The 13850-nt window shown below is 47.2% G+C and carries 15 protein-coding genes and 1 riboswitch; of the genes, 4 read left to right on the forward strand and 11 right to left on the reverse strand.

Annotated elements, in window-relative coordinates; genetic code table 11:
• Positions 1 to 54: 54 nt before the first annotated feature.
• Positions 55 to 160, reverse strand: a riboswitch (S-adenosyl-L-homocysteine riboswitch).
• A gap of 67 nt (positions 161 to 227) precedes the next feature.
• The gene (metK, locus tag ICN23_RS03930; RefSeq protein ID WP_216152593.1) at positions 228 to 1394 is read right to left on the reverse strand and encodes a methionine adenosyltransferase; all 1167 of its coding nucleotides are present in this window, start codon (positions 1392 to 1394) and stop codon (positions 228 to 230) included.
• A gap of 202 nt (positions 1395 to 1596) precedes the next feature.
• On the opposite strand from metK, the gene ICN23_RS03935 reads away from it, so the two are divergent.
• Genes ICN23_RS03935 through dapF form a run of 3 tightly spaced genes read left to right on the forward strand, consistent with a single transcriptional unit; the run spans position 1597 to position 4294 of the window.
• The gene (locus tag ICN23_RS03935) at positions 1597 to 2457 is read left to right on the forward strand and encodes a lysophospholipid acyltransferase family protein (RefSeq protein ID WP_216231006.1); all 861 of its coding nucleotides are present in this window, start codon (positions 1597 to 1599) and stop codon (positions 2455 to 2457) included.
• Positions 2458 to 2480: 23 nt separating this feature from the next.
• The gene (locus tag ICN23_RS03940; RefSeq protein WP_216231007.1) at positions 2481 to 3380 is read left to right on the forward strand and encodes a lipid A biosynthesis acyltransferase; all 900 of its coding nucleotides are present in this window, start codon (positions 2481 to 2483) and stop codon (positions 3378 to 3380) included.
• A gap of 59 nt (positions 3381 to 3439) precedes the next feature.
• Positions 3440 to 4294: a diaminopimelate epimerase gene (gene dapF, locus ICN23_RS03945; protein ID WP_216231898.1), complete on the forward strand. Its 855-nt coding sequence runs from the start codon at positions 3440 to 3442 to the stop codon at positions 4292 to 4294.
• A gap of 12 nt (positions 4295 to 4306) precedes the next feature.
• Here the strand turns inward: dapF and pyrE are convergent, their stop codons facing one another.
• Positions 4307 to 4975, reverse strand: a complete 669-nt coding sequence (pyrE, locus tag ICN23_RS03950) for an orotate phosphoribosyltransferase (protein ID WP_216231008.1) — start codon at positions 4973 to 4975, stop codon at positions 4307 to 4309.
• A gap of 8 nt (positions 4976 to 4983) precedes the next feature.
• On the opposite strand from pyrE, the gene ICN23_RS03955 reads away from it, so the two are divergent.
• Complete coding sequence (locus tag ICN23_RS03955) at positions 4984 to 5766, forward strand: exodeoxyribonuclease III (RefSeq protein WP_216231009.1); 783 nt, start codon at positions 4984 to 4986, stop codon at positions 5764 to 5766.
• Between the two features lie 36 nt (positions 5767 to 5802).
• On the opposite strand, the gene ICN23_RS03960 is transcribed toward ICN23_RS03955, so the two are convergent.
• The 9 genes from ICN23_RS03960 to ICN23_RS04000 all read right to left on the reverse strand — a co-directional run bounded on the left by ICN23_RS03960 (position 5803) and on the right by ICN23_RS04000 (position 13836).
• Positions 5803 to 7122, reverse strand: a complete 1320-nt coding sequence (locus tag ICN23_RS03960) for an MFS transporter (protein ID WP_370624752.1) — start codon at positions 7120 to 7122, stop codon at positions 5803 to 5805.
• A 15-nt stretch (positions 7123 to 7137) separates the two neighbouring features.
• On the reverse strand, positions 7138 to 7731 hold the full coding sequence (metW, locus tag ICN23_RS03965; protein ID WP_216231010.1) for a methionine biosynthesis protein MetW: 594 nt from the start codon (positions 7729 to 7731) through the stop codon (positions 7138 to 7140).
• Complete coding sequence (locus ICN23_RS03970) at positions 7728 to 8867, reverse strand: homoserine O-acetyltransferase (RefSeq protein WP_216231011.1); 1140 nt, start codon at positions 8865 to 8867, stop codon at positions 7728 to 7730. The genes metW and ICN23_RS03970 overlap by 4 nt, the downstream gene beginning before the upstream one ends.
• Complete coding sequence (slmA, locus tag ICN23_RS03975; RefSeq protein ID WP_216231012.1) at positions 8864 to 9514, reverse strand: nucleoid occlusion factor SlmA; 651 nt, start codon at positions 9512 to 9514, stop codon at positions 8864 to 8866. The genes ICN23_RS03970 and slmA overlap by 4 nt, the downstream gene beginning before the upstream one ends.
• Positions 9515 to 9524: 10 nt before the next feature.
• Positions 9525 to 10427 (reverse strand): acetylglutamate kinase, encoded by a 903-nt coding sequence (argB, locus tag ICN23_RS03980; RefSeq protein WP_215348098.1) that lies wholly within the window; start codon positions 10425 to 10427, stop codon positions 9525 to 9527.
• Between the two features lie 13 nt (positions 10428 to 10440).
• Complete coding sequence (dksA, locus tag ICN23_RS03985; RefSeq protein WP_216231013.1) at positions 10441 to 10929, reverse strand: RNA polymerase-binding protein DksA; 489 nt, start codon at positions 10927 to 10929, stop codon at positions 10441 to 10443.
• 119 nt (positions 10930 to 11048) lie between these two features.
• Complete coding sequence (locus ICN23_RS03990; protein ID WP_216231014.1) at positions 11049 to 12110, reverse strand: GTP-binding protein; 1062 nt, start codon at positions 12108 to 12110, stop codon at positions 11049 to 11051.
• Positions 12111 to 12179: 69 nt separating this feature from the next.
• Positions 12180 to 13181, reverse strand: coding sequence for a tyrosine recombinase XerC (locus tag ICN23_RS03995; protein WP_216231015.1), 1002 nt, complete (start codon positions 13179 to 13181; stop codon positions 12180 to 12182).
• Positions 13162 to 13836, reverse strand: coding sequence for a DUF484 family protein (locus tag ICN23_RS04000; protein ID WP_216231016.1), 675 nt, complete (start codon positions 13834 to 13836; stop codon positions 13162 to 13164). The genes ICN23_RS03995 and ICN23_RS04000 overlap by 20 nt, the downstream gene beginning before the upstream one ends.
• Positions 13837 to 13850 lie beyond the last annotated feature (14 nt).

The raw sequence follows: 13850 nt of genomic DNA on the forward strand, positions 1-13850 counted from the left end.
CCAGCTAAATACGATCCAATGCTGGAGTAGAAACTCGCTAGCCATTGAATCATGGGTTAGCGAGCGCGGTTGCAATTAGCAAACTCCGTTTAGGAATCCACTCCCTTCAAGCCTGGGGAAGTACTGGGTCTCAGTATTCCTTGCAACGCTCCTTGAAGGTATGCCGTAATTGTAAACAATTACGGCATATTTCGCCTCAATACGCCTACAAACTGCGTATTTCCTACTTAAAGACCTGCTGCGGCACGTAATGCAGCTGCCTTGTCTGTTTGCTCCCAAGTAAATTCTGGCTCCTCACGACCAAAGTGGCCATAAGCAGCAGTCTTCTTATAAATTGGGCGCAAGAGGTTGAGCATCTTCACAATGCCTTTTGGACGCAAGTCAAAGTGCTCAGAAACCAATTGAGCAATCTTCTCATCTGAAATTTTGCCTGTACCAAAGGTGCTCACCATTACTGAAGTTGGCTTAGCAACACCAATCGCGTATGAGATCTGAATCAAGCACTTGCTTGCCAAACCAGCAGCAACCACGTTCTTCGCAACATAACGGCCAGCGTATGCAGCAGAACGGTCAACCTTGGATGGATCTTTGCCAGAGAAAGCGCCGCCGCCGTGGGGGGCTGCACCGCCGTAGGTATCCACAATAATTTTGCGACCAGTTAAACCGCAATCGCCTTGTGGACCGCCGATAACAAAACGACCTGTTGGGTTAACCAAAAAGTTGATAGCACCTTTGATCAAATGTTTAGGCAATACTGGTTTGATGATTTCTTCAATGACTGCTTCACGCAATTTCTCGAGAGAAATATTTTCATCGTGCTGAGTAGACAGTACAACGGTATCAATAGAGTCGGGCTTGCCATCCACATAACGCAAGGTCACTTGTGACTTAGCATCAGGGCGCAACCAATTCAAACGACCATCACGACGCAACTGGGATTGACGCTCAACCAGGCGGTGTGAAAGGTGAATTGGCAAAGGCATCAACTCTGCAGTCTCGTCACAAGCGTAACCAAACATTAAGCCTTGGTCGCCAGCGCCTTGATCCAAGCCGTCATCATGAGCTTTATCAACGCCTTGAGCAATGTCAGGGCTTTGCTTGTCGTAGGCAACTAATACTGCACAACCTTTGTAGTCGATACCGTAGTCAGTGTTGTCGTATCCAATTTCGCGCAAGGTATTGCGTGCAACTTGGATGTAATCAACGTTAGCGTTCGTAGTGATCTCGCCGGCCAAAACTACCAAGCCGGTGTTGCACAAAGTTTCTGCCGCAACACGTGCGGTTGGATCTTGAGCCAAGATGGCATCGAGAATCGAATCAGAGATTTGGTCCGCTACTTTATCGGGGTGACCTTCAGAGACTGATTCTGAGGTAAAGAAGTAATCATTTGCCATTGCATATTCCTTATTTAATTAACACATCATTTGGACAACTCGACGTGCCAGGAACTACAACGGCGACGCTTTAGCAGAATTTATGAATCGCTCTGCAAGTTGTCTTAACTCAGCGATGAATGAATTTTATCCGAAAAACGTCCAATCCATCAAGGAAGGTCAAAATCCACACACTGAGAGCGGCATTGAATATCATTAGGGGGTGCGAAAACTCTTACTTAAGCTCTGCCTCAATACGATTGCCGTGCTTCCCCTTGCTCTAGTACAGCTGATTGGGGCTTTTTTAGGCATGCTTGCTTATGTCGGCTCCAAGCAATACCGCGCTCTCTTTCGGCCGCAGTATGAGGCTGTGGTGAATGATCGAGGCCTTCCCTTCCGGCTTTGGGGGGCAGTTAGGGCCTCTGGCATGCTGTTCTCAGACAGTCTGTGGATTTGGCGCAATCCAGAAAAAGCTCTTAAATTAGTTGAGGTTCATAACTGGGATGTCGTTGAAGCAGCAATCAGCGAAGGTCATGGTTTGGTAATGCTCACCCCTCACTTGGGTGGCTTTGAAATTATTCCTCGCGTGTTAGCCCAACATTTTCCTGCAACCATTCTCTATCGACCATCACGCCAAGAATGGCTTAACGAAGTAGTTGAAGAGGGTCGCGCCTATCCCAATATGCATTTTGTTCCGACCAACCTTAATGGCGTTCGTCAAATGACTAGAGCGCTTACACGTGGTGAAGCAATTGGCATTCTTCCAGATCAAGTGCCTAGCGGTGGCGAAGGTGTATGGGTGCCATTCTTTGGGCGTCCTGCTTACACAACCCCGTTGCCAGCTCGTCTTGCCAATCGTAACAACACACCAGTAGTGATGTTTACTGCTAAACGCAAAGGTATTGGGGCTGGCTGGTTAATGCAAGCAACACGTCTTGCGCCCTTGTCCGAGAATGCCGACATAGCAGCTGCGGAGCTTAATGTTGCAATTGAAAATGCAGTGCTTATTGCACCCGAGCAATTCATTTGGTCATATAACCGCTACAAGCATCCCGCCGGTGCAGAATTGCCCCCAAGCAATTAAATAAAATCGTTATTATTTCTGGAATGACCTGGTTACAAAACCTCTTCAATTTCTTGGCGCTCAGTCTTCTGCGCCTCTTTGCTTTTTTACCCTATACGATTACCGTCCACGTGGGCTATGGCCTGGGTTGGCTTGCAGCCCATATTCCGAACGGGCGTAGCAAAGTAGTCAAAACCAATTTGCGTTTGTGCTTTCCGAATCTGAGCGAAGAAGAAATAGACACACTCGCAATTGAGCACTGGAAATTATTTGGTCGCAGCGTACTAGAAAGGAGTCGCATCTGGCTTGGTAGCGGTAAACAAATTACCGATATCGTCACCATTGAATCAGCGATTACCTTAGGAGATCGCAAACCACGCCTTCTCATCAACCCGCACTTTGTTGGTCTTGAAGGCGGCTTCATGGCACTTTCAGTATTGGCCAATGAGCACGATTGGCCGCGTGGAGCGGGTCTTTACCAAAATATGAAGAACCCTTTCTTCAATCAAAAAATGATTGAATGGAGAAATCGTTTTGGTGGCAAGTCCATTGAAAGACAAAGTCGCTTACGGGATCTCATTCGCGAAATTCAAACGGGTAACTTTATTTTTATTGCGCCTGATATTGATTTAGGACCCCGAGATTCGGTCTTTGTTCCCTTCTTCGGCATCCAAACCAATACCATTACCTCTGTATCCCGCCTAGCACGGCTTAGCGGGGCTGAGGTGTGCCTTATGACAACTACGTTAAATAAAGATCGCAAAGGCTATACCTGCCACATCAGTGCGCCTTTGCCTAACTTTCCAAGCGATGATGCTGAGAAAGATACTGCACGTCTCAATCAATATATTGAGGAGCTTGTTCGTGAAAGACCAGCAGAGTACTATTGGGTACATAAGCGCTTTAAACATAGGCCGCCTGGCGAACCTAGTCTTTACGATTAAATGGAAATATTTTGAGCACCAACACAAACAATCCAGTACGCAAGTTACGCTTCACCAAAATGCATGGTGCTGGCAATGACTTCATTGTGCTCAATGGCATTGATCAAGATCTCAGCGGCATTTCACGTGAGCAATGGCAAGCATTGGCACACCGCCAATTTGGCATTGGCGCTGATCAAATTCTGCTCGTTGAAAAAGCGACACGCCCAGATGCTGATTTTCGCTATCGCATCTTTAATGCTGACGGCGGCGAAGTGGAACAATGTGGCAACGGCTCACGTTGCTTTGTGCGTTTTGTACTCGATCAAGGCCTTTCCAATAAGAACCCATTACGCGTAGAAGTGGCGCACACTGTTATCACCCTCAAATCTCATGCGGATGGGCAAGTAGAGGTGGATATGGGGGCTCCCATTTTTGAGCATAGCCTCATTCCATTTAATGCCAATGGTTTAGCGAGTGTTCAAGAGTTTCAAGAAACGTTATATGCACTCCCCTTAAACCACCCTGCTACCCATGATAGTTTGGTGGGGGTCTTATCTATGGGCAACCCACATGCAGTGCAAGTAGTTGGCGACGTTGATAGCGCGCCCGTCCTCGAGGAAGGCCCTGAGATTGAAAAGTTTGCCGCGTTCCCCAAAAGAGTGAATGCAGGCTACCTACAAGTCATCAATCGCAACGAAGTTAAATTACGCGTGTTTGAGCGCGGCGCAGGAGAAACTTTAGCTTGCGGAACCGGCGCTTGTGCAGCAGTTGTTTCTGGCATTCGCAGGGGCTTATTAGATTCACCGGTAAAGGTTCATACACGTGGTGGCGATCTTCAGATTGGGTGGGCAGGAACCATTGATGGCGTTGCTCAACCAGTCATCATGACTGGTCCTGCGGTTACTGTATTTGAAGGTGAGACAGAAATCTAAGAGCGCTTGCTCTTAGATGCCGTATTTTTCGCGGTAGGCCTTTACTGCAGGCAAATAATTAGTTAACTGAGTATCACTTGAAGCAGTTAAGAAAGACATCAAGCCAGCTAGGTTAGCAATCGAGATCACCGGCAAACCAAACTCTTGTTCTACTGCTTGTACAGCAGATTTATCACCAACCTCAACAGCATTACCCGAACGCTCCATACGATCCAAAGCAATCAATACTGCAGCAGGCTCTGCTCCAGCTTTACGAATCAGATCCACAGACTCTCTTACAGAGGTTCCAGCAGAAATCACGTCATCAATAATCACCACTCGCCCCTTAACAGGAGCGCCCACCAAGACCCCACCTTCGCCATGATCTTTTGCTTCTTTACGGTTATAGGCGTAAGGAACATTGATGCCATCATCAGCCAAAGCGATTGCTGTAGCAGCTGCCAGCGTGATTCCCTTGTAGGCTGGTCCATATAGCATGTCGAATTGCAGCTTCGACTCTTGTAATGCTTTGGAATAGTAGCGGCCTAGCGCACTCAAACGAGCGCCGTCGTTGAATTCGCCGGCATTAAAGAAATAAGGCGAGAGTCTGCCCGCTTTGGTTTTAAACTCCCCGAAGGACAAAACCTTTGCCTCTAAGGCAAAACGTATAAAGTTATCTTGATTTGAATTATTTGAGCTCATAGGCCTACATGTTACGCATCATTTCCGCGAACCTCAACGGTATCCGTTCCGCAGTCAAAAAAGGCTTTCTGCCATGGGCTGCTCAGCAAAAAGCTGACTTCATTTGCATGCAAGAACTCAAGGCCCAGCGTGATGATTTAGAAGACGCCATTCTCAATCCTGATGGCATGCATGCCTTTTTCCATCATGCCGAGAAGAAAGGCTATAGCGGCTGCGGTATTTATACCCCACACAAGCCTGATGAGGTCTTGTACGGGTATGGCAATGAAGAGTTCGATGCTGAGGGGCGTTATGTAGAAGCACGCTTTAAGGGGCTTTCTGTCATTTCGGTTTATATGCCCTCTGGTTCAAGCTCACCAGAGCGACAAGAGGCCAAATACCGCTATCTTGATAGCTTCCTCCCGCATCTCGTAGCTCTCAAAAAATCAGGTCGAGAGATTGTGCTTTGTGGTGACGTCAATATTGCCCATCAAGAAATTGATTTAAAGAACTGGAAAGGTAATCTCAAAAATTCTGGCTTCTTGCCAGAGGAGCGCGCATGGCTCAGCAATCTATTTAACAAAGTGGGTTACGTTGATGTCTATCGCCAGCTTGAACCTGAGGCAACTGAAGCTTGTTACACCTGGTGGAGCAATCGCGGGCAAGCCTATGCAAAAAACGTAGGGTGGCGCATTGACTATCACATCAGCACACCAGGTATTGCGCAAACCGCTAAGAAAACTGCTGTTTATAAAGGTGAAAAATTTTCGGACCACGCACCACTCACTGTGGATTACGACTGGAAGATTTAAGTGGTAGTAAATTGCAGTAAAAAAGAGCGGGAGAGATTACTCTCCTTCTTTTTTGATCTGCACGATCTTGAAATGAATCGTGGCCCAAATTAAGAGCAGCACCGGAGCACCAATAATGGCGGTACCAAAGAAGAATGCTTGGTACCCAAAGTTATCTACAAATACTCCTGAGAAGCCCGCCAACCATTTAGGTAGCAGCAACATCATGGAGCTAAATAAAGCGTATTGCGTTGCCGAGTAGCGGATATTCGTTAGCGAGGATAAAAAAGCAATAAAGGCTGCGCTTGCAATGCCTGAGCTCAGGTTGTCTGCAGAGATTACCCAGATCAAGCCATGTAAGTCATGGCCTTGTGTCGCCAACCAAGCAAACAATAAGTTACTGACTGCAGAAAGTATGGCGCCAACAAACAAAATTCTCAGCACTCCAAAACGAAGAGTGAGGACGCCACCAACAAAAGCGCCCACTAAGGTCATTACAACACCAAATACTTTGCTCACTGCTGCCACCTCATCCTTGGTGTAGCCCATATCTACATAAAACGGATTAGCCATAATGCCCATCACCACATCACTAATTCGGTAGACGGCAATCAAAGACAAAATGAGAACTGCATGCCAGCGATAGCGGGTAATAAATTCTGCAAAAGGCTCAACCAGGGTTTGATAGAGCCATGCTTTTGCAGTGCGTACTTTTGTCAGCTCGTATTTGACCGGCTCTTTACTCAATAGCGTTGTGATAACGCCAACTCCTATAGAGGCTGCCATACAGAGGTATGCAAATTGCCATGCACTCGCATCGTAACCACTACCCGTCTCCGCTCGTGCAGCAAGCCAAAGAACACCAGCTCCAGCCCAAATCAAGGCCAATCGATAGCCAGTTTGATAAGTTGCCGCTAAAGCTGCTTGATGATCGCTATTGGCTGATTCAATCCGAAAGGCATCTAGGGCAATATCTTGAGTGGCGGAACCAAATGCCACCAGGAGCGCACACCAAACAATCGAATTAAGTGCGAGCTTGGGATCAAGTGTCGACATACCAACAAGTCCCAAAATAATGAGGGCTTGTGCAAAAAGCAGCCAACTGCGCCGTCGACCAAACAGCTTGGTAAGAATGGGGATTTGCAAACGATCTACAAGGGGCGCCCACATCCACTTAAAGGCATAGATCAAGCCAACCCAGGTTAGGTAACCAATAGTACTGCGATCAATTCCTGCCTCGCGCAGCCAAAAACTCAAGGTACCCAAAATCAGCAGCAAGGGAAGGCCCGCGGAGAAGCCCAAGAAAAGCATGCGCAAACAAGGCCATTCGAGATAAACCCGAAAATCTTTTATCCAAGATTGGACTGCGGTTAACACCTTTGTATTTTTATCCTAGGCGCGACGAATGCGGAACAAGGCGAGACTGCCAAATAGGTTTGGCATCAAGGTTACTTGGCGACCCTCATGCAAGATACATTGATCGAGAATCTTTAAGCCAAGACTAGAGGCTAGTTTTTCAAAGTCAGCAACCGTGAGCACGCGCACGTTTGGCGTGTTGTACCACTGGTAGGGCAAGCTCTTAGAGACTGGCATGCGACCCAAGCCCACCGCTAGGCGATGTGACCAATGGCCAAAGTTTGGAAAAGAAATAACAGATTCTTTTCCTACGCGAACGACTTCGCGCAAAATCTTTTCAGTTTGATGAATGGTTTGCAAAGTTTGTGAGAGAACAACTGTGTCAAAACTATCATCTTCAAAAAGCGCTAAGCCACCCTCCAAATCCTGTTGGATGACATTCAACCCTTTTTGCACGCAAGACAGTACGCGTGAATCATCAATCTCAACGCCATAAGAATGCACAGGCTTTTGTTTCTGTAAGAACTCTAAGAAACTACCGTCACCACAACCCAAATCTAATACTTGAGTATTTGGTGCAATCCAATTGGCAATAGCAGCAAAGTCGGCGCGTTTATTTAGATTGCTCATACTTGAGTCTCACGCATTTGCTTAAAGTAGGCGCGCACCAGATTGTGATAACGAGCGTCATCCAATAAGAAGGCATCATGCCCATGAGGCGCATCAATCTCCGCATAAGTTACTTCGCTCTTATTGCTCAACAAAGACTCCACAATCTCGCGACTACGATTTGGCGGGAAGCGCCAATCAGTAGAAAAACTCACAACCAAGAATTTGGCTTGCACTTCCGCCAGGGCGCGGTTCAAGCTGCCGTCGTAACGACGTGCAGGATCAAAATAATCAAGCGCACGAGTAATCAGTAAATAAGTATTGGCATCAAAGTAGGTTGAAAACTTATCGCCTTGATGGCGGAGATAACTTTCAACTTCAAATTCAACATCAAAACTAAAGCGGTAGTCATTGGATTCGCCATTAGGGCGTTGTAATTCGCGCCCAAATTTTTCTGCCATATCGTCATCAGACAAATAGGTGATGTGCCCAACCATGCGAGCTAAACGTAAACCACGTTTAGGTACTACGCCATGCTCGTAATAGTTGCCGCCATGAAAATCGGGGTCAGACAAAATGGCATTACGTGCCACTTCATTGAATGCAATATTTTGAGCGCTCAGTTTTGGCGTAGATGCAACTACGACACAATGATCTATTCGCTTGGGAAACTGGATAGCCCAAGCCATTGCCTGCATACCGCCCAAACTGCCGCCCATCACAGCAGCGAACTTTCGGATGCCCAACTTATCAGCTAAACGCGCCTGAGTGTTCACCCAATCCTCAACGGTAACTACCGGAAACTCCGCACCGTAAGGCTTACCTGTAGCGGGATTAATGCTCATAGGCCCAGTAGAGCCAAAGCAAGAACCTAAATTATTTACACCGATGACGAAGAAGTGATTGGTGTCCACTGGCTTGCCTGGGCCAATCATGTTGTCCCACCAACCGATATCTGTTGGATCTTCTGGACTTGGTCCGGCTACATGATGTGATGCGTTGAGTGCATGACAAACCAATACGGCATTACTTTTGTCTGCGTTGAGCTTGCCGTAGGTTTCAATCACTAAATCGTAGCCAGACAACACAGCGCCACTCTGCAAAGGCAAGGGCTCGGCAAAATGAATGGTATTTCTAGAGAGGTTTAGCTCGCTCATTCTGAAAGGAGAAGGCGCAAACTAACATCGGATGCTTCGGTGGGCAACTTCTTAAACCCGCTACGGGCAAAGCGATGCCAACGACCCAAAACAAAACTCATCAACATAGCAGCACGAATACTAACCTCTTCTTGACCCAGTTGCGCCCAATTGCCGCCTTGGGTTTGCGCGATTCGCAATGCCTGCTTAAGGGATGCTTCGACACGATCCAACACTTGTGTAATACGCTCTTGCAAACGATCATCCTCTTGCAATAAAGCATCACCCAATAAAACACGAGTCATGCCGGGATTCTTTTCTGCGAAGAACAAGAGCATTTGCAAAATACCGCGCGCCTGAGCAAGACCAGACTCTTCTTTTTGGTTGATCTGATTAATCAAGCCAAAAACAGTTTGCTCAATAAAAGAAATCAGGCCCTCAAACATCTGCGCCTTACTCGCAAAATGGCGATACAAGGCAGCTTCTGAAACTTGAATCTTCGCTGCTAAAGCGGCAGTGGTAACGCGCTCACCTTTCGGGTTTTGTAGCATTTCTGCGAGCACTTGCAAGATCTGTAGACGGCGTTCACCAGGCTTAGGACGCTTGCGTGTCTTAGCGGCGTCAGCGCTGCTGTCGTTTATATCTGCTGGCTCTAAAGATTCACGCATGCTTATCTACTTATCTGGAGCGGATCATCGTACCGAATGCTTGCTCGGTCAGAATCTCTAGCAATAAAGAGTGTTCAATACGGCCATCAATAATGTGCACTGAATTAACGCCGCTCTTTGCTGCGTCTAATGCAGAAGAAATCTTAGGCAACATACCGCCAGAAATCGTGCCGTCAGCAAACAAGCCATCGATCTCACGTGCAGTAAGGTCGGTTAAAAGAGTGCCGTTTTTATCCATCACGCCCGGAATATTGGTCATCATGACCAGCTTCTCTGCGTGCAAAATTTCAGCCATCTTGCCAGCTACCAAATCTGCATTGATGTTGTAAGCCTGACCTTCTTCGCTAAATCCAATCGGGGAGATCACCGGAATGAAGGCGTCGTCCTGCAAAGCTTTTACAACTGCAGGATTAATGGCCTCGATTTCGCCAACAAATCCCAAATCAATAGTTCCGCCAGCAATCTTTTCATCGGCAACCAACATCTTCTTGGCGCGGATAAGTCCACCGTCTTTACCGGTCAAGCCTACTGCCTGGCCGCCAAAGTGGTTAATCAACATCACAATGTCTTGTTGCACTTCGCCGCCGAGAACCCATTCAACTACTTCCATGGTCTCTTCATCGGTAACGCGCATACCTTGAATAAAGGTGCCAGTCTTACCAATCTTTTTGAGAGCTTCATCAATTTGCGGTCCGCCGCCATGAACCACCACTGGATTCATGCCAACGAGTTTCAACAAAATAACGTCGCGTGCAAAACTTTCTTTGAGGCGCTCTTCAACCATAGCGTTTCCGCCGTACTTGATCACGATAGTTTTGCCGTGATACGAGCGGATGTAAGGCAAAGCCTCAGCCAAAATCTCCGCCTTTAATAAAGGAGAGATATCACTAATAGTTGGTAAATGCTTAGTCATTGCTACTTAAAATTTATTCGCCAAATAGTTTTTGACGGAGTTCACGACGCTCTTGAGCCTCAAGAGATAAATTGGCTGTAGGCCTTGCAATTAAACGGTTCAGGCCGATTGGCTCACCAGTTTCTTCACACCAACCGTAATCACCAGATTCAATACGCGCCAGTGCTTGCTCTACTTTTTTGAGCAACTTACGCTCACGGTCACGTGTACGTAACTCCAAGGCATGCTCTTCTTCAATCGTGGCACGATCCGCAGGATCTGGAACCAAAATATTTTCACGCAAATGTTCTGTTGTCTCGGATGCATTCTTCAGAATGTCATCTTTGAGGGTGAGTAATTTTTGACGGAAAAAATCTAACTGGGCAGCACTCATGTAGTCCTTCTCGGACATCTTGAGCAATTCAGCTTCCGTTAAGGGCGCGCCTTTTGGAGCTTTTGTGCTCGCAGCCTTGCTGCTGGCTTTTGCAGCAGCTGCTGGTTTTGTTGCTGTTTTTACCGTCATCTCATTCTTCCTTGGTTTGAAGCATTATTGCCTCATTCTGCCAAACTTTTATTACCCTCGAATCAATATTTCTCAATATTCATAATATTGACCGTGGCGGCGGATTGTACCCGAATCTTCTAGGCCAAACAGCCTTCTAGCCCAGCCAGTAGGGTGTCTTTAGGCAAGTCGATGCCAATAAACACCATCCGGGTTTGCTTGGGTTCAGCACCCCAGGGACCAGCCAAATCGCTGCCCATCATCTGATGAACCCCCTGAAACACCACTTTTCGGGCACTTCCCTTCACATAAAGCACGCCTTTGTAGCGCAGCATCTTTTCGCCAAAGACCTCCAAAATGCCTCCAAGGAAATCTTCCAGCTTTTTGTGATCAAAGGGTTTATCACTACGAAAAACAAAGGATTGAATGCGGTCTGTATGACCAGCATGTCCATGGTGATGATCGTGGCTGTGATCGTGGCCACAGGTGCTGTGATCATGATCGTGACTATGGTCATGGCCACAATGTTCGTGATCATGGTCATCTTGCTCCAAGAAGTGCGGATCGATATCCAGCTTGGCGTTCAGATTAAAGCCCTTAAGGTCCAAAACCGCATTCAGTGGCACCACACCCTTAGAAATGCCAGAAATCGGCGCTCTTGGGTTCATATGCATCAGACGATTGCGCAAAGCATCTACTTCTGCAGGAGTAACTAAATCCGTCTTGGTAATAAAGATTTGATCGGCAAAGCCAACCTGGCGCTGGGCTTCTTCATGTTCATTGAGCTGCAGCTGACCGTGCTTAGCGTCAACCAGGGTAACCACAGCATCTAAGACATAGTGATCAGCAACATCATCATCCATAAAGAAAGTCTGGGCTACAGGACCGGGATTAGCAACGCCCGTGGTTTCAATCACAACGCGATCAAAGCTAATCTTCTTATCCTTGCGCTGCTCCCAAAGCTCATTTAGCGCTTCAACGAGGTCGCCACGAATGGTGCAGCAAATACAGCCATTACTCATTTGCACAATATTCTCTTGGTTGTCTTGCACCAAAATATCGTTATCAATATTTTCTTCGCCGAACTCATTCTCAATCACGGCAATTTTTTTGCCATGCTCTTCAGTCAGAATGTGTTTAAGCAATGTGGTTTTGCCGCTTCCTAAGAAGCCCGTCAAAATGGTTACCGGAATTAATGCCATGGATGATCCAATCAAAATCTAGAGGCTAAAGTTTCCCAAAGCGGGAAACCTTCTATCTTACCGAGTTCCTCAGTCTTTGCCAGCCTTTGCGCGTGGATGCGCTTTATCGTAGGCCTGGGCAAGGTGCTGAAAGTCAAGGGAGGTATAAATCTGGGTGCTAGCGATGCTGGCGTGCCCCAACATCTCCTGGACGGCGCGCAAATCTTGTGATGACTGCAACACATGACTTGCAAAGCTATGTCTCATCATATGGGGGTGCACATGCGTTGGTAAACCAGCGCGCATGGCTAAGGTGCGTAAGCGTGCCTGCACTGTGCGTGGCGATAAACGCTTACCTGTGGCAGATAAAAATAGTGCGATTGACTCTTCGGTGTAGCTTCCGGCATCGCGCAGCTCTCGCCATGCCATAAGAGATTTCATAGCGGGCACACCAACAGGAACGGAGCGTCGTTTACCGCCCTTGCCCAAAACCGTTACCTCCGCAGCATCCCAATCCAACCAACCTGCAGACTCATGTTGGCGATCTTTACTTTGCATCACATCAATACCCAAAAGCTCTGAAAGACGCAAGCCCGAGGAATAGAGCAGATCAATAATTGCCGCATCCCGAATCGACTCTAAATCCTTTTTCTCTTCCGCCTCTTTGACTGCTTGATTTACCAAAGCAAGCGCCTGCTCAACAGATAAAGCTTTAGGCAAAGACTTCAAGCGCTTAGGCGCCTTGACATCATCTACGGGGTTTGCAACCAGTGCGCTTGTTACCTTACCTGCGCGTGCATCACGTCGCGCATCTTTTTCGCTGAGCCAGTCATACCAACCACGCCATGCAGAAAGTGCTCTCGCAATACTTCTCGAAGATTTACCTTTTGAATGCAAACGGCCAGCCCAACGACGCACATGCCCATTGCTTACCTTTAAAAGTTCAATGGCGTCTTCAAGGGCAAAGTTTTGTAAATCACTCAGGTCCATGCCATACGCTTTGAGCGTATGCGGCGAGAGTTGGCGCAAGACATGCAACTCATGCAAATACTCTTGCATGAGGGGGTGAAGGTCAGTCGCCTTTAATTTCATAAGCTTGGATGCGATCCAAAGCTGCGGCAGTGAGTTCAGCGATCTGACGCAAATAAAACGCGCCCATGTCTGCAGTAAAGCGGGATTCGTCTTTACTTGCTAGCAACAACACTGCTGGCGATTGATTGGCGCCAATACTTTTGCCCAGCGGCAAGCCAATAGCAACCATGCTTTGCCACTCAGGATCAATAGTGGTTTGACTTGCTAAAAGATCTACGCTGGCAGCAGCCAACTCTTTTGCAGAACCACACAAGGGAGTGTCAACCCAAGGACTAAATGCAGAATTCGGTGACAGCAATTGCGCAGACTCCACTTCAAAGACTTCGGCCAAGCCAGAAGTAATCGCAGACTCTACATCGGCTTTATTGTTTGCTTTCATTAAACGCAAAAGCCAAGCAACTAAACTTTGCTGCGTTTTATCGTTACGACTACCAAAGTGCAGCATCTCACTTAAGCGACGATTGAGTTCTTGATTTTGTGTACGCAACACCGTCATCTGACGCTCTTGCAAAGAGATAGCACGATCTTCATGGGGATGCTTAATACGAATCTCATTGAAGAGATCAGCATAGCGCTCAAAAAAGCCTGGGGTTACACGCAACCACTCAGCAACTAACTCTTCTTGCTCGGCTTGTTTCGGATCTATTGCGCTCATCAATTGCTTTCTAA

This window comes from Polynucleobacter sp. MWH-Jannik1A5 (assembly GCF_018881795.1).
In the GTDB taxonomy this organism is placed as follows: Bacteria; Pseudomonadota; Gammaproteobacteria; order Burkholderiales; family Burkholderiaceae; genus Polynucleobacter.